The sequence below is a fragment of the Vibrio sp. Vb0304 genome (assembly GCF_033338995.1).
GTDB lineage: Bacteria > Pseudomonadota > Gammaproteobacteria > Enterobacterales > Vibrionaceae > Vibrio > Vibrio alginolyticus.
On record NZ_JAWOTT010000009.1, the window covers coordinates 74829 to 93307 of the forward strand.

The window sequence follows — 18479 nt, forward strand, 5'->3', positions numbered from 1 at the left end:
CAAACATGCAAATTGAAAAACAACATATCGTTCACTGGCTAGAGTTATGTGCAAAAACGTATCAAGAGAATCAAGATTTTCTGACCGACCTTGATCGTGATATTGGTGACGCAGACCATGGTCTCAATATGAACCGTGGCTTTAAAAAAGTTGCTGAAAAACTGCCGCAATTTGCGGACCAAAATATCGGCAGCATTCTCAAGAATACGGGCATGACCTTACTTTCTAGTGTTGGTGGGGCAAGTGGCCCGCTGTATGGCACGCTGTTTATTCGCACGGCTGCCGCTGTCGGAACCCGAGAGCAACTAACGTTTGAAGAGTTGGTCGATGCACTAAAAAGCGGTGTGGATGGCGTGGTGTCTCGTGGTAAAGCGGAACTGGGTGATAAAACCATGTGTGATGTTTGGTTACCCGTTTTAGTTAGCGTGAAGGCGTCGTTAGAAAATGGCATGAGCGCCGATCACTTACTTAATGAAATGGTTGAGCTAGCAGAAACGAACGCGGTTGCCACGATTGAAATGTTGGCGAAAAAAGGGCGAGCAAGCTATTTAGGTGAACGCAGTATTGGTCACCAAGATCCCGGTGCAACCTCTTCTTTGTTAATGATTAAAGCACTACAGCAGGCAATAGCAGGTAATTAAGATGGTGGGAATTGTAGTTGTATCTCATAGTCGTCGACTTGCCGAAGGGGTGGCAGAACTTGCCACCCAAATGACGCAAGGCAAAGCCAAGCTTGCGATTGCTGCTGGGATTGATGATCCAGAGAACCCGATCGGAACCGATGCCATTGCCGTGATGGAAGCGATTGAGCAGGTACAAGATCAACAAGGGGTTGTTGTGTTGATGGATCTTGGCAGCGCGTTGCTTAGCACGGAAATGGCTCTGGACCTGATTGATGATCATGTGAGGGAAAATGTCACCCTTATCTCGGCACCTATTGTTGAAGGAACCATGGCGGCGTCGGTGGCTGCCGCCGCCGGACTGCCTTTATCGACGGTAGTCGAAGAGGCACAGAATGCGTTAAGCGTAAAACAAGAGCACCTTGGTGATCAGCCACTAACATCCGCTGAGATAGCGCCAGTATCAGAGAACTTTGAGCAAGAATGGACATTTGATTGGGTAGTGCAAAATCCGCATGGATTACATGCTCGTCCCGCTGCGGCCATTGTTGGTGCACTCGCGCCTTTTGACTGCCAATTATGGTTGAAAAAAGGCGAGCGCCGTGTGAACGCGAAAAGCTTAAACAGCATTGCGAAACTTGGCGTTCGTAGCCAAGAGACGATCACGCTGTGCGCACTCGGCTCTCAATCCAGTGAAGCAATCAAGGCATTTGAAGCCTTAGCTTATGAGCACTTCGGAGAAAAAGAGGCGGTTGAGCAAGGCATTATCGAACCTGAAGAAAGTTCAGATACTCTGCTCGATGGCATGGCCTCAAATCAGATTGAAGGTGCTGTTGTTGGTATTCGAGTCAATGACGGTATCGCTACTGCTCCTGCTGTCCTTTTTACTCATGAAATGCCAGCAGTGCCTGAACATGATTTCCAAAGTGAACAAGATGAAATTGAACGGGTTAAGCGTGCGATAGGCGTGGTTGTTCAACATTTGCAGGAGCAAGCGAAGCAGCCGAAAGGGGAAATATTTGCTGCTCATAGCATGATGCTCAGTGACCCAGAATTATGGGCATCGGTCGAGTCGCGAATTCAAACGGGCATGATAGCCGAGCAAGCTTGGGTAGAATCACTGCAAACGTTGGCCGAAGAGTTTCGCCAGGCAGAAAGTCAGTACATGCGGGAACGCGAAGCAGATGTGCATGATATAGCACGCCAAGTTATGGTCGAAATGACAGGCGTAACGCCTAATGCCATCGACATTCAGGAACCGAGTATTTTGTTGGCCCGCGACCTGATGCCTTCTGATGTGGCCGGGCTTGATAAATCGAAAGTGCTTGGTATCTGTTTGAGTGAGGGAGGGAAAACCTCTCACAGTGCGATTCTTGCTCGTGCGATGGGGATTCCTGCCATCGTTAAAGCTCAGGGCTGCCTTGATGCTGTGCGTGCTGGTCAAGTGGTGACTATTGATGGCTTCCGAGGGCATTTATGGTTCTCTCCTTCAGATGCCGTACTGCAGGAATTAGAAGCTCAGCAAATTGAGTGGCAAAGCATCCGACAACGTGCATTAGCGAGTGCTCAGCAAGCCGCAGTCACCTGTGATGGTGTCCATATTCCAGTACTCGCCAATATTGGTGGACCGAAAGATATTGATGATGCACTAACATCAGGAGCTGAGGGCGTTGGTCTATTTCGGACTGAGTTTCTATTTCAAAACAGTGATGAGTTGCCGACTGAGGAAGCGCAATACCAAGTGTATCGTGATATTGCAGCCGCACTTGGTGATAAGCCACTTACGATTCGTAGTCTAGATGTTGGCGGTGATAAGCCTTTAGCCGCTTATCCTATGCCAGCAGAAGATAATCCATTTTTAGGTTTGAGAGGGGTGCGGTTGTGCCTTCAACATGAGTCATTGTTTACCGCTCAACTTCGAGCCATTCTGAGAGCCTTTCACGAGCAACCGAATATTCAATTGATGATACCGATGGTGGCTCAGGTTGAAGAAGTGAGAAAAGTAAAAGTGCTGTTGGCGCATCAAGCAAACCAACTCGGCTTGGATGCGACTCATTTGCCCGTTGGTATTATGATTGAGGTACCAGCCGCGGTGTTAAATGCTGATGCGTTAGCCCAAGAAGTCGACTTTTTCTCTATCGGCACCAATGATTTGACTCAATATGTTATGGCCGCCGATCGAGGTAACGCTGCTGTTGCTGAATTGGTGAACTACTTTGAACCATCGGTACTAAAAGCCATTGAGCTCACGTGTGCAGCAGGCGATCGCGCGGGCATACCGGTTAGTATGTGTGGTGAGATGGCTGGCGATCCAAATGCCACAGAAACATTGCTCCGCGTGGGGTTGCGAAAATTCAGCGCCAGTTCGAGCATGCTACCGGGACTAAAAGCGCAGATTCGTCAGTTGTCTGTCGATGTTTACTCGATACCTTATCGTTAGTACACCTGTACCGGCGTGCTTACGCCGGTTTTACTTTTGTTATAGGAACGCCAATTCACGACTTAATACAGCTTCATTTGCTCCTGCAGCCCAAACTTATTAATTTTTCTCCATAAGGTCGTGCGGCCAATTTGCAATGCTTTCGCCATATCATGCATTTTGCCATCACACTGATTCCAAGCCTGAACAATCGCTCTTCTCTCGGCTTCTTCTAACGTGATTACTGGCGTATTTTCTGCGGTATGGCAAGAATTCAGTTTAATGTCTTCAGGAATATCGTTCAGCTTGATTAAGTTGGAACTGCGGTTAAGCAAAATTCGCTCAGTTCGGTTTCTTAATTCAGAGTTGTTGCCTGACCAACGAAAATTCATCAACGCTTCCAGTGCGACTGGCTCTATCGAGATCGTCACATTGTGGCGGCGTTCATAATGGCTGATAAGCTGCTGGACGAGAAATTCAATGTCTTCTTTACGCTTTCGTAGTGGCGGAATATGCAGCTCGTTCGAGGAGATTTCATAATAAAGTTGCCGACCAAATGAGCGCTGAGTGACATACTCGCTGATCTCTGAAGCGGTGCTGGTAATAAGTTGAAAGTCTACGGGGATCAATCGCAAACTGTCGCTGCGGCTGACGAGCCCAGTTTTTAACAACTTAAGTAGCACGGCTTGTAAATCGGGCGACAGATATTCCACCTTTTCTAAAAAGAGCGTACCGCCATGGGCGAGCTCAAACTTTGAAGGCATGCCTTGCCCTTCGTCGTACCCCAGGGTTTCTTTGACCAGTTGCTCTGTATTGATGGAGCGGCAGTTGAGCGTAATGAATGGTCCTTCTTTGTAGGCGCTTTCGTTATGAATCGCCATGGCGAGAGTGGCTTTTCCTACGCCTTCTTCACCTGTAATTAGAATCGGTGATTTTGACTTTATGGCCCGTTTTGCCACGGTAATGACATGCTTCATTTTTCGTGAAATGACGGGCAAAGTGCTGAACGTATAGCGCGCACTGCCACCTATTTGTTGTTGAGCAAGTTCGCGAATTTTATCGATAGGGTGCAAGAACAATAAGTGTGTGCCGTCGTTGAGTGGACGCAAGGTGATGATCGCCTCAACAAACTCGCCACGAACCTCTACCGTTGTGAGTTTACGGTTTATGCTCGCACCTGACTCAATACTAGTAAGGACATTCGGTGGGAAGCGCAAAACAGAAAAGACTTCTTTATCCAAGACCTGACTGGCTTCAATGTTTAACAAACGCTCGGACTGGTGATTTACCATGGTGATGCGATTTTCTTCATCCCACGCTAGAAGGCCGTCATCCATGCACTCTAACGTTGCGTTATGCGCACAAGTGAGGCGGTTCATGTTTTATTGTTCCGACTGAATGTGGATTTGCAAGCTGACTTCTTTCGCGCTCGACGCGATGATGACTAAGTCTTCTTTCTTATAGCTTTCCGCTTTTCTGAAAAGGCATGTTGTACCGCGTAATTTTCCAAATTGGTCAAAAACAGGCGCAGCTACAGAGGCATAAGAGTGCAAGTGGCGATTGAAATGTTCGGCAGCAAAAACTTCACACGGGATATGAGTATTGATACAGAGATTGACTGCATTTGTGCCTATCTTTCCTTCGGAGAGAAAACAGCCTTGTTTTATGCCGAGCGTTTGCATCTCTTGTCGCATAGAGTCGTGCCCGACGGTGGAGAGAATACAGCCGTTGCCATCGGTTACCATCAATAGCAGGTCTTCGTCCCCTAGCATGTCGTAAGTGTCTTCAAGTACGGTCGTGGCGCATTCGATGAGGTGCTCGTTGCGTTTCATCAGAGATGAGAAGGTAAATCCAGAGGCAATATGTGGCTTTGACCAGGTGTAAGGGCTGCATTGCTTTATGCAACGCTCCCACGACTCGAGGACGGGAGTGCGGGAAAATTCTGGAGATACCCAGTGGTGTTTCTGGAAAAACTCCCACTTAGTTTTAGTGTCTTCGATTGAAAGCATGCGATCCCGTTTCAATACTAGCGATAGATTGGTCTGATGTTACAGAGACATCGGAATATGGACTGTGATGGCTTTCACGCACGTTGTATAGAAGAATGTGCAAAAAGAGGGGCGAGTTGAGGAGGCTTCCTTGCCAGTTTTTCGATTAAAAAGGGCTGTCTTTGCCGAGCTCATTGCAAATCTCGACAATGGCAAGTGAGAGCCCTGACTTAATGATTTGTTGTTGACGTTGCAGCTGTAGCTGATAAAACTCAAGGTCGATGTCGTCATCTGGTTCGCTGACTTCCAGTTGCACCATGCCCATTTTCTTCACCAAGTGCAGTTTCTTAATTGGTTCTAGAATATTCGGGTCAGTGAATTCGTAATCTGAAGCGTCACTATTGAGTTGGTTTTTGAGTTTGATGATGTCTTCGATGTCGTGGTAAATGTCATCGGGGAGCACTCCCAAGCCAAACAATAACTTCAAACGAACAGATAGATCGCCCAGCGGTCCAGAGTCTTGTAGCAGCGGACCGACAACCGATTGAACAGCGAAGTTATCTTTACGAAAGATTCTTTGCACCAACCCGTCGATCGAATCGTTAAAAACGTCGACTGCTGCAATGAAAAAGCCTCGTACCGATGGTGCGCTGTTTAATCGCTCAATGATCTCGGTTTCGTTGATGTTATCTGCCATATACTGAATACATTTCTAATTATTAGCTATCCCAACTCTTCAAGCAGAGAAGGACATAGAAGGGGAGCCAAGCTCCCCTAGGTAAATCAAAGTTGGTTGTAAAGTGTCTCGATTTGAGCCACTTCATCACTGTCTTCTGCAAGACCTGTGTATGTCGCTAGCGTCTTCTTCACACCCACTTCTTTTAATGAGGTTTGCAGTTCTACTGCTTGTGGGTCGGTGTCGTTAGTGTACTTCAACGCAGCGGCAATGCCTTTCAAAAGTGTTTTATTTTCAGTGCTATACTCAATTGTACCGAGTAAAGGCTTCACTAATCTATCGTTTGCACCCAATTTTCTAATTGGTTGACGACCTACGCGATCCACCTCATCCACTAAGTATGGGTTGGCAAAGCGTCCTAAAATCTTCTCGATGTAGGCGTTGTGCATGTCACGGTCGAAGCCGTAGCGTTTGATCAGCACTTCACCACTCTCTTGCATCGCCTGTTTTACTTCAGCGTGAATGCTTGGGTCTTCAATTGCTTCACGAATGGTGCGATGGCCTTTCAAGCAACCTAGGTAAGCGGTAATGCAGTGGCCTGTATTGAGAGTGAATAGCTTGCGTTCTACGAATGCCATTAGGTTGTTGGTTCTTTCCATGCCAGCTATGTCAGGGATTTCGCCCTTGAATTGCTGCTCATCCACAATCCATTCGCTAAAACTCTCTACAGTGACTTCTAGTGGGTCATCGTTCGCCGCTTCTGCTGGTGGTACGATGCGGTCCACTGCGGAGTCGACGAAGCCAACTAGCTCGTCTGCTTTCGCGTGTAATGATTCATCCAAATGTTTGTACACTTCACCTTTTAGGTGAGTCGTGCCACGAACCATGTTTTCGCACGCGATGATGTTCAATGGTTTATCGTTACCTGCTGCAAAGCGTTTAGCAATGCCGGTAGCGATGGTTTTTGCAATGATGTCCAGTACGTTAGGGCCAACCGCTGTTGTTACCAAGTCGGTTTTTACAATGCGGTCGATGACATCTTCACTGGCTGAGTTTACCGCGGTGACGTGAGTTACTGTGTCGATTTGGCACTCAGTACCGACCACTTTTACTTTGTATTCTTGCTTGTGACTCAGTTGGTCGACGAGTGGAGCGTCAACGTCTGCAAATGTGACCTCGACTTCTGCATCTGCTAAGAGTTTTCCGATGAAGCCACGACCAATGTTACCTGCGCCAAAATGAACTGCGTTTTTCATAATTCTTACCTACCAATGTCTAAAATGTTGACTTACGAAACTAGGGGGAGGCCAACCGCATAGGGGGTGACAGCTGACCTCATTTGCCTCAGGAGCAAATTAAAGGGGTAATTAAGCCGCTTGTTGACCGCCAAGGATGTTCAGAATCTCTTCCACATCGTTGGTGCTGGTTAGCTTCTCAATTGCCTCCGGCTCATCGAGCGCGTTCGTAATGGTGGTAATCACCTGGATGTGCTCATCGTTCTTAGCGGCAATGCCGATAACCAGTTTCGCTACATCATCGTCGTCTTCAGTAAATTGGATACCCGATGGGTATTGGCAGATTACAATGCCGGTTTTCTTCACGCGGTCTTTCGCTTCTACCGTGCCGTGAGGCACTGCGATAGATTCGCCTAGGTAAGTTGGAACCAATGCTTCACGCTCAAACATCGCGTCTACGTATTCTGGTTCTGCGTAGCCAAGTTCGACCAACTTGTTGCCCGCGAAGCGAATCGCTTCTTCTTTGTTGGCAGCTTTCAAACCTAGGTGAATGTTCTCACGCTGGATTTGGAACACCGACGTTTGCTGTGGCTCGAAGTTGTCGTCGTTTGCTGCCACGAGCGACACTTTTACCATTTGGTCGTCATTGGCTGCGGATTGGTTTTGTGCGGCTAGTAGTTTGGTGACTAGCTGGTTGTACATTTCGCTGTCTAGGAAGTTAGTCAATGAAATGTGGTGTGCGTTTGGAGCATGCTTACGTGCACGATCCGTTAAGTCTTTATGAGTAATCACGATATCTGCACTCTCTGGTAAGCTGTTAATGGCAAGGTTGGTTACGTGGATGTTCAGACCTGCGTCTTGAACCTTTTTGCGTAGCATGCTCGCGCCCATTGCACTCGAGCCCATGCCCGCATCACAAGCGACAATGATGCTTTGTACTGTCGCTAGGTCTACGTCACCTTTGCTTTGGCTGTTTACCACCGCATCGTTTTTAGATGCAGATTTCATGTCTTTCATTTGTGATGTTGCTTTCTCTAGTGCTGCTTCATCACCGTCTTCTTCTGTTGACGTTTGAGTCTTCATTAGCAGTGCTGCTACGGCGAATGACACGCCTGTTGCTGCTGCGATAGACGCTAGAACACCAACGATTGAGCCTTTCTGAGTCATCAACAAGATTGCAAAGATTGAACCTGGTGATGCTGGAGAAACGATACCTGCGTTAAAGATAGTTAGAACGAATACGCCAGTCATACCACCTGCGATAGCCGCAAGGATTAGGCGAGGGTTCATTAGGATGTATGGGAAGTAAATCTCGTGGATACCGCCGAAGAAGTGGATGATTGATGCACCACCTGCCGTTTGACGAGCCGTACCTTTACCAAACACCATGTAAGCTAGCAGGATACCTAGACCAGGACCTGGGTTTGCTTCGATTAGGAAGAAGATCGATTGACCTGTTTCAGACGCTTGTTGGATACCCAGTGGAGAGAAAATACCGTGGTTGATCGCATTGTTTAGGAACAGGATCTTCGCAGGTTCAACGAAGATTGAAGTCAGTGGTAGTAGGTGAGCAGAAACTAGGAAGTTAACGCCAGCCGCCAAGCCACCAGAAAGAATTTTTACGAATGGACCGATAAAGATGAAGGCAAGGATCGCACATAGCATGCCGATGATGCCCGCAGAGAAGTTGTTAACCAACATCTCGAAGCCACTTTTTACTTTACCATCGATGTAGTTATCGAATTTCTTGATAGCCCAGCCGCCCATTGGGCCGACCATCATTGCCCCCATAAACATTGGGATGTCTGTGCCGACAATCACACCCATTGTTGTGATTGCACCGACTACCGCACCACGATCGCCACCAACTAATTTACCACCGGTGTAACCGATAAGTAGTGGCAGCAAGTAGGTAATCATTGGGCCAACCATAGAGGCTAATGTTTCGTTTGGTAGCCATCCCGTTGGGATAAATAGAGCAGTGATAAAGCCCCACGCGATAAACGCGCCGATGTTTGGCATTACCATGTTTGACAGAAAACGACCAAAATTTTGTATCTTGATCTTGGCATCTGGTGATATCATAACAATTCCCCGTTCGATGTTCTGATGAATCTTGTTGTAGTAAACGGTTCGCCAAAACCGTTTGTTTGATTGCTTAGTACCCAATCAATTTACCACACATTTTCCAATTGGAACTGACAACGGGTTTTTTGTGATCTACGCCCGAATTTCTTAGGCTGAGAAACGGTTTTTAAGTGACCAAGTTCAACTTATTAACTTGTAACTTAATAACAAAAAGCCACTTTCAAGTCTGTCAATAAAAATCTTAGTGATCAATCCGATCTTCTGACAAATTTAAAATTAAAATACCTTGTGATTTTGATCACTTTTAATTTTTTTTGAAATTCGAATTAAATACTTGTGATGATCAATGTCACGTTTTGTGTTGAGTTGTGGTGAATTTAAAGTGTGACTTGGATCTGTTTTTGTTTTTTGTGAAAGTTTGTGACGGAATTGGTGAGATAAATGCTATCTAGATCTTTCGATAGATTGTATCTATAAGAGTCTTTTCGGCGCACTTCACGGAGCACGCCTAATTAGTTAATGAAAGGGTAAATAAAGAGAGTCGCCACACGGTTCTTCTTGTGATTCCCAACTCTCTATTTAATCACTGTTCTTAATCATCGTTGCTATTTAGTATGATAGACGAGGTAGTCATGAGCTTGCTCGCGTCCCATATACCTTGCCAATGTCTTTTCTTGAACATCGCGCAAATCCACCATAATCAATCCATCTAGAGCGTTATTGAATGCAGGGTCGACGTTGAAGCATACCAGCTTGCCATTGAGGCTTAAGTACTGACGCAGTAAAACAGGGACACCTTTTCCTTCATCGATTCTGGCAATTACGCGTGATAGTAACTGTAAATCTCCCAGAGCAGTAAGCATGCTGGTGTTCCAGTCACGATGGTGCTCAGGAAGTGGGTTAGAAGGCGTGACGTACTCTGCGCAGTTGTTGTCGTAGTGGTGCAGTGTCATTGATTGGGCAAGCAGTTGGCGTGCAGTATCACTATAGTCGTTGCTAATGCTTACCGGACCAAATAGGTGCGTGTAATCTGGGTTTTGATGAACGAACGTTGCGATGCCTTTCCACAGCAGCAGTAGCGCGCTCATGCTCTTTTGATATTGCTGCGCAATCACTGAGCGCCCCATCTCAATGGATTTACCCATTTGGTCGATAAAGCGTTGGTCATAGTTAAACAACGTTCGTGAATACAGACCTGCTACGCCGCGCTTTTCAATCAGTTGATCAACCAGACCTAAACGATACGCGCCCACCAAGCATTGGTCCTCTCTGTCCCACACAAACAGATGCAGGTAATCATGATCGAAATGGTCAATGTCTATTGCTAGTCCCGTCCCTTCGCCAACTTGTCGGAAATTGAGCTCACGTAGGCGACCAATTTCATGCAGTAGGGAAGGGATACTCTGCGACTCCGTGCAGTAAACATCGAACTCACCACTTGTTAGCAGCTTGGACTCTTTTGGTAAGTTGTTCAGCTCTTCAAGCAATTCGCCTACGGGTAACCCTGCCGCTATTGGAGAGAGCATTTCTGATGAAGAAGAAGGCTTCACTGAATGGGTTTCACGATTGAGCAAATAAGTGTTGAGCCGCAAATAGTTCACTACTTGATCATCGTTAAGCGTGTTGATCTCTTTAAATTTTATCGCTTGGCCAAAGGATAAGTTGATGGTTTGCGCCTGTTTGTTCAGCAGTTCTCGCCCAAGCAGTAGGGTGCGCAAAAGTGGATGGATTTTCCCTGCCATATAGAAGCGTTTCGAGTTCTGGCCACTGATGAATACTGGAACTGTCGTGGCTTTGTTTTTGCGAATTAGGCTACTTACGCTTCGACTCCACGCTTTGTCTTCCAAGCGTTGTTGTTTGGCATCGACTAACTGGGACACTTCACCGGCAGGAAAGACAAGCAATAAGCCGCCACTTGCTAGGTGTTTATTAGCCGCTCTGAGGGCCTTCATATTCGATTTGACGGCGTCTTTTCCTTCAAACACATCGACACCAATGAAGAGCTGATCTAACTCCGGCACGGTTTTCAGGTATTGATTGGCTAGAATTTGGATGTCGTCTCGTACCATCAACAAGAGTTCGGCCAAGATGACGCCTTCCACACAACCAAGCGGGTGGTTCGCCACAATGACGGTAGCACCTTGCTTAGGTACTGAGTCGAGTGAACCATGAGCAATGCGATAATCGATACCTAAGATATCCAGCGTGAAGCGGAGAAAAGTTTTGGTATCGGCATTAACGGGGCGTTGGGCGTAGAACTTATCAAGTTGGTTTAAACCGGTTGCCCATTCAGCAACGTTTTCACCAATGCCAAACGGCGTTTTACGTGGGAGACGAAAAGGGGTCGAACTATCCATATTTACCTCAGCGTACAAGTTGCTGATTGGATAGTAGAAATTACAGATGACAATTCAGAGGCAAAAGCATGAGCCTTTGGTGACAAACCAATGAAGCTTTATTGACTAAAGAAAACGGTATATCACTGTGCTATGAATCAAAACTCGCGTTATGTCTCCCTCTTAAAACAAGAGATAGGCTATCTTATCTAGAACAAAGATTAAGCTAAGTTGATATTTATCAGGGGGAAATAATGGAACGAGTTTCCAATAAAGCAGCACTTTGGATTGGGCTAAGTTTGATACTTGGTCTTGGCATACTTGGCTATTTTATGCAGCAGACGGCGGTGAAATACCGAGCCTATGAAAGAGTCGTGACAGTAAAAGGTTTGTCGGAGCGTGAGTATCCTGCTGATACGGTGATTTGGCCGATTCAATTTACTCTAGCGAGTAATGATATGGGAGCCATGTTTGATGAAATTGACCAGCAAACCCGTTTGATTTTGGACTTTCTAAGTGCCAAAGGGCTTCCTGAAACCAGCGTTTCCCTTTCTTCCCCAGCGGTCATTGACAGAAAAGCACAGCAATATGGGAGCGAGCAAGACATTGAGTATCGTTATTTGGCCTCGCGAACCGTTACGGTTTATAGCCAGAGTGTTGATGTTGTTCGAGCGGCAATCAATGAAATAGGTGAGCTAGGAAAGCAAGGCGTTTTGCTTAACCAAGATCCTTATGCAAATCGTGTTGAGTACAGCTTTACTAAGCTGAATGATGTGAAGCCAGACATGATCGAAGAAGCGACTAAGAATGCGCGTGAAGTGGCTGAGAAATTTGCGAAAGACTCACAAAGTTCACTGGGTAAGATCAAACGTGCAACTCAAGGGCAGTTCTCGATTTATGACCGAGACAGCAACACGCCTTACATTAAGAAAGTACGAGTGGTATCGACGGTTCAATATTACTTATCTGATTAAAGTTGCGCTCATATAGTCAATAGTTGGTCGTTCCATCACCTTCTATTTGTAGAGGTATCTATGCTCTGTGATAGGGAAATCAGTCTTCGATGACGCTATATACAAGTACTTTTTTATAAAACTAAGTTCTTAACAGTGATGAGGTGAGTTTGATAATAATCAAGCTCACTTGTTTCTTATGAGCGTAAGTTAGTATGACTTATTGCTAGAAGGAATTAGTATCATGGCATACAAGCACTTTGTTAGAGAACTACTGGGTTTAGCGATTGTTGTCTCTGTCGTCTTTGGCGTATTAGGCGTGATGTTAGAGCTCTTCGCACTGACGGCACTTTGGGAGCATCAGCAAACGATAGCCGATGTTTTCTTCCATGAATCTCTCTACTTCATCGTATTTTTAATCCCACCATACTTCCTCTGGAAGTTGATTAACCGTCCTGAATTGGTTTCTGCTGACCAAGCTTATTTGGCAATGAAGTTAGAGGCTGAAAGTCGACAATGAGTCGATTTAGTGAGTAATGAAAAGAAGAGGCTATGAGAAAACATTAGCCTCTTTTCTATCTGATTCGTGGGGCAAAGTATTCGCTGCTTTATTGATTAAAAAGCTGCTTCGATTGTGCCTTTGAAAGTGCGATCGAGATAATCACGAATCGCTTGAGATTGATAAATAGAAACGAACTTTTTATACGCTTCATTATTTTTGTCTGCGTCACGAGTGGCGATGACCATGACTGCTAATGGGGCGTCTTTTGCTTCAAGATAGATACTTTGTTTCTTCGGATCTAAACCAGAAGACATTACGTAGTTCATTGTAATCGCAGCCGCGTCCACATCATCTAATGTTCTTGGTAGCTGAGCGGCATCTACCTCGACAAATTCAAATGATTTTGCGTTTTTTGTGATATCAGTTAGGGCGGCTTTATGGCCAACACCCTGTTTCAGCTCAATTAAACCTGCATCGGCGAGTAGCAACAGACCACGACCACCGTTGGTAGGGTCATTTGGAAGCGCTATACGTGCATTGTTTGGAAGCTCTTGCAGTGAGCGATACTTATTGGAATAAAGCCCCATACGCATAAGAATGGACTGACCAATTGATACTAATTGGGCGTTATGGCTACTGTTGAAGTTGTCTAAAAATGGCTGGTGCTGATAGCTATTAATATCGATGCTACCATCGCTAAGAGCGGCATTAGGTGTCACGTAGTCAGAAAACTCAATGACTTCGACATTCAAACCTTGCTTCGCTGCCTCCTTCGCTACCGCCTCGACTACTTGTGCATGTGGTCCAACTGTCGCGCCCACTTTAATGACAGAGTCATCTTTTTCTCCACAAGCGCTTAAGCCGACTACTGCCGTGAGAATCAAAGCTAGTTTCTTTAAGTGACCAATACTTTTCATTGTAGCTCCATTTTTTGTTTTAGACGTCCATATGTTTATATGTCCATGCTATCAGAAGTTGTCTGAGGGTCAATGGTTTAAATCACGAGCAGACATTTTGTTTCTATTGCTCGTATAGAAAGCCAGATAATAGTTAAAGAAGAGGGGAAGAGGAAAAGCTATTACGAGGTTAGTGACGAGTTACCGCAACTGTACCTAAAGATATAAGATACAAAAAAGGCGTAGCAGGTATTAACCTGCTACGCCTTTCGAAATATGGTGGCCCCTCGCAGACTTGAACTGCGGACCAATCGATTATGAGTCGTGATAATATTTGTTTTATCAAATTCCATGTTATCTCAAGTTGTATTTAAATTATTGATAATTAGTGGATTATTTAGCTTGCCTTATCTTGTGACATCTCACAAACTGTCATTAAGAGACCTCCTAACTACACCCACAACTACACCCAATTTAATTCTGGGTGTAGTTGCGCAACAAAGGAACTGTTATGGCAATTACGCAAAAAGAAATTGTGGGTTTAAAGCCTAAAAGTAATGCGTATTACGTTTGGGATGATGACCGAACTAAAGGCGCTGGACGTCTTGGAGTGAAAGTGTTTGCTAGTGGAAATAAAGGGTTTGTCTTTCGCTACTACCGCGAGGGTAAACGTCTCTTTATTCAGTTAGGGCGATTTCCGGCGCTCAGTCTTGTTGATGCGCGGAAGGAGGCGCATAAACTGGGCTTAATGTTAAAGCAGGGACTCGATCCTAAATTTGAATTAGCTAACGCAGAGAAAAAGCGTGAAGTAGCTCGAAGAGAGGAGGAGAGCAAGGGAAGCTTAGAGTTGCTGTTTCAAAGTTATGTAAACCAAATGAAAAAAGAGGGGAAGCGGACTTATCAAAACGTTTATCGGTCACTGGAGAAAGAGGTTTATCCATTTATCTCCAAAGAAACAAAGGCTTGTGATGTGACGACGTCTAATATCGTTACGATATTAGCTCACATGATACAACGTGGTGCCGCTACACAAAGCAATCGAGTCAGAAGCTACCTTCATGCCGCATTTAATTATGGCCTTTCACATGACAATGATCCTGCGAATTACTTGAGAGACGCTAAGTTTGGTCTCGTCTTTAATCCAGTATCTTCTATACCAAAACAAAAAGATGCAGAACGAGTAGGGGAGCGCTATCTAACGTTCACGGAATTACATCAGTTTATGCATGATATTGAGTTTGATATAGAAGGAGTTCGATCCTCAGAAATGATGCGATGCCTTATTCTTCTTTGTATTCATACTGGTGGACAAAGACCTTATGAGATTGCAGCATCAAAATGGACGGCAATCAATTGGGATGAACGAACGTTACTTGTCACTCCGGACCTTTCGAAAAACAAGCGTAGCCACTTGGTCCCTTTAACTGAATCAGCGATGTCTATCTTAGAAAGGCTCAGAGAAAGCAACTCAGCTAGTCCATTTATTTTCCCGCATCATAAAGATGACAATGACCACGTTCGCTTAGATTCATTGAGCCAAGTCATTGCTCGTTATAGAGATGATCACCCGCAATTTGAGTATTTTATCCCTAGGGATTTACGTCGAACTTGTAAAACATTGATGGGAGAGATTGGGGTAAGTAAGGCATTGAGAGACAGGCTACAAAACCATGCTCTAAACGACGTTAGCTCAAAACATTACGATAGATACGAATATTTGGCTGAGAAGCGTTATGCTTTGGAGTTATGGGAAAGCAAGTTATCTAGAGCAGAGAAAACAGATTCAAACGTGGTTAGTCTTTGGTGAAGTGGGATTGATGTTCGCACTGCGAACGCTGCATTATTTTGTTTCTTTTTATTGATGTATCGTAGAGTTGTAAATAACGTCTTACGATTTCATGCTCAATTGATTCTCACTCGATTATGTCCAGAACTTTCACAGTTGGCACTCCGTAACTCAGAAGTGCCCCAAAATGGTTTAGAGTAAATATTCGCCTGCATTTCGAGTGAGCGCTTTTCCCCTACTAAAAGTTATCTGAATTCAGCGTATCCAGAGGTTGTGTCTCACTGTGCAGTCTGACTTCTAAGGTTTGATTTTAACTACTTGATTTTATGGTGAAAGTAAATTACCACCTTCTAAAGAAGGTGGCTTTGTGTGAGCCCCCTAAAAGGGGGGCTTTGTTTAGTCCAGCGCCAATTGCTGCTGCTCTGCTCGCTCTTGCTTCTCTTGATGTCTTACATATCGGCGTATTATTTCTTCATTGATTCCAACACTATCGACAAAATAGCCTCTTTGCCAAAAGTGACTACCCCAAAGCCTGTTCTTCCTAGGGTGAGGAAACTTGCTAAATAGCTTTAAGGCTATTTTGCCTTTCAATACCCCCATCAACTTGGATATCGAAAGCTTTGGTGGAACCTTTACAACTAAATGTACTCGGTCAACTTGTACGTTTAGCTCTTTGACTTCTGGAAAAATCAAAGATGCATTTAGCATGAGTAGTTTTACAGGCAAAGCCGAAGCGGATGATAACCACCTACTGAAGTAGGTGGTTTAGGGCTGAAAATTAAAAAAAAGACCCTGCATTAAATGCTTTAATTGTCTAGAATTAAATTCTATTTGCTGTTGCAGCGTCACTCTCTCCCCATAAGATACTAATTAGTTATCTTTCTCAGCTATGACAGATGAACATGAAAAAAGAAAATCCAGTTAGAACTTTAGTAGCTAAAATCTTTGAGCAAAAATTAAGAGCCATAGTAAAGGATATAGGTGCGAACTCAGATACCCTTCACATGTTAGGTGAAGCTGCTGAGTTTATGTATAGACAAGATCGTTTCAATGAAGGCGAACACATCAGAACTGCAAGTGAACTTCTTGTCCCTTTTCTATTAGAAAACTATAAATCTAATGATGCTCCAAAAAAACAATATAGCCCCTTAGATTATGTCGAACTATTTAATTTTCTGAGAACATTCCTAACCTTAAGAGACGTTATATTCTACTCATATGACAACGATGAAGCCGTAACATGGAAAATGAAAGATAATAACATCAAGGTTGCTTTAAATGACGATTCGATTTTAAGACAATATGCTTCGGAAAGGATGACTTTTGGCCTAAACTCAAAATACACACCTTACGATCAAGAACGAGACCAGCCGGAAGTGCTCCTCAAAGGCACTAGACCTTTCGACTTTTCTAACCCTAATGTAGAAAAGGCTTTTGCCGTAATAGACGGTATTGTTGGTTGGAAAATACAGTACTATTTTTCTTATATACCAGAAGACAGCAATGTGATGCTTGATGGATATAAATACTCTACATTCATTGGTATTTATAAGTCTCTGTTAACACTAGCGTTGTATGAACGCTACTTCTCTAAAGCAAATAACATTTCAGGAGTCATTACCTATAGAGAGGATGAACTTCTGGGACAAGCTATACAACAGTATCCTGAAGAAAGTAGAGAGTCATTGACAAAGATATTCCGAGATATAGCTGAATCATCTAGATGTACATTTAACTATATCCAGCAAGAAAATAAGTACATGTTGAATCCTACTTGTTTTTCATTGGTGGATGGGATCACAAACATGTTGAGACACTTCGCTAAGACTGATCCAGATAGTTTTTCTAGTAATGTTTCTGCAATTATGGGTAAAGGGTTGGTTGAAAAAATTAAGTCAAAACTCGAACAATACCCTAACTACAAAGTATACAGCGATGTGAAGCTTGATAAATTTGACCCCAAACTGCCGGACATTGATTTATTGGCGATATCTTATGAGCCATCACTTGGCTTTCACGTTTTTGTTGGGGAAGTGAAGAACAATTTACCTGCAGTGTGGGGGAAAGACTATCTAAAAGCCAACGGAGTAAAAGGATTCATTACAAAAGCTATATCGCAGATCGAGACTATAAAGAGTTTCTTGAAGACTGATGATGGGTTAGCGTTCATTTATGATCTCGCTGCCAAAGCATTTCCTAACCTAGACATAGGCCATCTTTTCCCACATGGAATATGTATCGTTGTAGATACAGCAATAATATCTTCTCAAAGTACTGGGATGTTTTTCCCAGAAAACACGATCCCAATCATAGATGGAGATACTTTGGGTCATATCATCGATGAAAGTGATGGTGACACTAACTACATCCTTTTCCACCTAAGAGGACATAGTAAATTTATTGATGAGTGTACCAAACGCGAAACTGAGGAAATCTCTGTCGGTGATTACACGATAGAATACGACACCATTTCAATGGAGAAGATTTATGATCTCGCCAAAAATGAATTTGTATCCATTGGCGCTATTAAAAAATTAGAGAAAGAATCTTTGGATTCTGGATATACCATGGCTGGTGCGTTTATGCACCTCGGTAACGAGGACTATTTCATGAACACCGAGGATATACCGCAAAATATGTCGCTATTTGTCATCCACTAAATATCATCTAGTAATGTGTGCAGTTTTTCTGGGACAGATCAATACCTTAATGAATATGGTGAGTAGGTGATAGAGAAAAGCCCTAAGTGGTTTATCGTTAGTTTTGCGTCAGATACTATAAGGGCTGCATGACATATTGTGCCCCCTTTCCTTCTCAGTGTCGTCGAACCGACTCCGTCGACACTACATCTCACAGGATTAATCTAATTCATGTGTTTGGGGAGTTATACGAGAATTTTCCGTAGTTTTCTCCTTAGATTCGCTTTCGACTCACACAATTATATGACACCCATTGCACCTTATAGTAAACGGCCGCAACA

General features: G+C 44.2%; 11 protein-coding genes and 2 pseudogenes. 6 read left to right on the plus strand and 7 right to left on the minus strand.

The genetic code is table 11. The features are described from left to right. Window positions 1-5: 5 nt before the first annotated feature. Both dhaL and ptsP read left to right on the plus strand, forming a co-directional pair. A complete protein-coding gene (gene dhaL / locus R7P35_RS13105; RefSeq protein WP_005379705.1) occupies window positions 6-641 on the plus strand; it encodes a dihydroxyacetone kinase subunit DhaL in 636 nt (211 codons plus the stop codon). A gap of 1 nt (window position 642) precedes the next feature. Next, entirely contained in the window at window positions 643-3060 is a 2418-nt protein-coding gene (ptsP, locus tag R7P35_RS13110; RefSeq protein WP_318092183.1) for a phosphoenolpyruvate--protein phosphotransferase, read from the plus strand. Window positions 3061-3122: 62 nt separating this feature from the next. Here ptsP and dhaR read toward each other — a convergent pair. The 5 genes and pseudogenes from dhaR to R7P35_RS13135 form a co-directional block, all read right to left on the minus strand. Then, a pseudogene (dhaR, locus tag R7P35_RS13115) lies at window positions 3123-5048 on the minus strand (dihydroxyacetone kinase operon transcriptional regulator DhaR). Between the two features lie 145 nt (window positions 5049-5193). After that, window positions 5194-5724, minus strand: coding sequence for an MltR family transcriptional regulator (locus R7P35_RS13120; RefSeq protein ID WP_005379708.1), 531 nt, complete (start codon window positions 5722-5724; stop codon window positions 5194-5196). Window positions 5725-5810: 86 nt separating this feature from the next. After that, window positions 5811-6959 (minus strand): mannitol-1-phosphate 5-dehydrogenase, encoded by a 1149-nt coding sequence (locus tag R7P35_RS13125; RefSeq protein WP_054579256.1) that lies wholly within the window; start codon window positions 6957-6959, stop codon window positions 5811-5813. 111 nt (window positions 6960-7070) lie between these two features. Then, window positions 7071-9023, minus strand: a complete 1953-nt coding sequence (locus tag R7P35_RS13130) for a PTS mannitol transporter subunit IICBA (RefSeq protein WP_005379710.1) — start codon at window positions 9021-9023, stop codon at window positions 7071-7073. Window positions 9024-9631: 608 nt separating this feature from the next. Continuing rightward, on the minus strand, window positions 9632-11383 hold the full coding sequence (locus R7P35_RS13135) for a lysophospholipid acyltransferase family protein (protein ID WP_064353604.1): 1752 nt from the start codon (window positions 11381-11383) through the stop codon (window positions 9632-9634). Between the two features lie 233 nt (window positions 11384-11616). Between R7P35_RS13135 and R7P35_RS13140 the strand changes: the two genes are divergently transcribed. Together R7P35_RS13140 and R7P35_RS13145 are read left to right on the plus strand one after the other, a co-directional pair. Continuing rightward, window positions 11617-12336, plus strand: a complete 720-nt coding sequence (locus R7P35_RS13140) for an SIMPL domain-containing protein (protein ID WP_005379714.1) — start codon at window positions 11617-11619, stop codon at window positions 12334-12336. A 223-nt stretch (window positions 12337-12559) separates the two neighbouring features. Then, window positions 12560-12835, plus strand: a complete 276-nt coding sequence (locus tag R7P35_RS13145; RefSeq protein ID WP_005379716.1) for a hypothetical protein — start codon at window positions 12560-12562, stop codon at window positions 12833-12835. Window positions 12836-12930: 95 nt separating this feature from the next. On the opposite strand, the gene R7P35_RS13150 is transcribed toward R7P35_RS13145, so the two are convergent. Next, window positions 12931-13734, minus strand: a complete 804-nt coding sequence (locus R7P35_RS13150) for a MetQ/NlpA family ABC transporter substrate-binding protein (RefSeq protein WP_017633488.1) — start codon at window positions 13732-13734, stop codon at window positions 12931-12933. Between the two features lie 490 nt (window positions 13735-14224). Between R7P35_RS13150 and R7P35_RS13155 the strand changes: the two genes are divergently transcribed. After that, a complete protein-coding gene (locus R7P35_RS13155; RefSeq protein WP_213906571.1) occupies window positions 14225-15520 on the plus strand; it encodes a tyrosine-type recombinase/integrase in 1296 nt (431 codons plus the stop codon). A 375-nt stretch (window positions 15521-15895) separates the two neighbouring features. Here the strand turns inward: R7P35_RS13155 and tnpA are convergent. Next, window positions 15896-16177 (minus strand): annotated as a pseudogene (tnpA, locus tag R7P35_RS13160) (IS200/IS605 family transposase); the annotation flags it as partial. Between the two features lie 224 nt (window positions 16178-16401). On the opposite strand from tnpA, the gene R7P35_RS13165 reads away from it, so the two are divergent. Next, window positions 16402-18159 (plus strand): hypothetical protein, encoded by a 1758-nt coding sequence (locus R7P35_RS13165; RefSeq protein WP_213906570.1) that lies wholly within the window; start codon window positions 16402-16404, stop codon window positions 18157-18159. The last annotated feature ends 320 nt before the right edge of the window (window positions 18160-18479 follow it).

Coding starts and splice junctions, on each gene's coding strand:
- dhaL (WP_005379705.1), top strand. CDS start 6: ATGCAAATTGAAAAACAACATATCGTTCACTGGCTAGAGTTATGTGCA.
- ptsP (WP_318092183.1), top strand. CDS start 643: ATGGTGGGAATTGTAGTTGTATCTCATAGTCGTCGACTTGCCGAAGGG.
- R7P35_RS13120 (WP_005379708.1), bottom strand. CDS start 5,724: ATGGCAGATAACATCAACGAAACCGAGATCATTGAGCGATTAAACAGC.
- R7P35_RS13125 (WP_054579256.1), bottom strand. CDS start 6,959: ATGAAAAACGCAGTTCATTTTGGCGCAGGTAACATTGGTCGTGGCTTC.
- R7P35_RS13130 (WP_005379710.1), bottom strand. CDS start 9,023: ATGATATCACCAGATGCCAAGATCAAGATACAAAATTTTGGTCGTTTT.
- R7P35_RS13135 (WP_064353604.1), bottom strand. CDS start 11,383: ATGGATAGTTCGACCCCTTTTCGTCTCCCACGTAAAACGCCGTTTGGC.
- R7P35_RS13140 (WP_005379714.1), top strand. CDS start 11,617: ATGGAACGAGTTTCCAATAAAGCAGCACTTTGGATTGGGCTAAGTTTG.
- R7P35_RS13145 (WP_005379716.1), top strand. CDS start 12,560: ATGGCATACAAGCACTTTGTTAGAGAACTACTGGGTTTAGCGATTGTT.
- R7P35_RS13150 (WP_017633488.1), bottom strand. CDS start 13,734: ATGAAAAGTATTGGTCACTTAAAGAAACTAGCTTTGATTCTCACGGCA.
- R7P35_RS13155 (WP_213906571.1), top strand. CDS start 14,225: ATGGCAATTACGCAAAAAGAAATTGTGGGTTTAAAGCCTAAAAGTAAT.
- R7P35_RS13165 (WP_213906570.1), top strand. CDS start 16,402: ATGAAAAAAGAAAATCCAGTTAGAACTTTAGTAGCTAAAATCTTTGAG.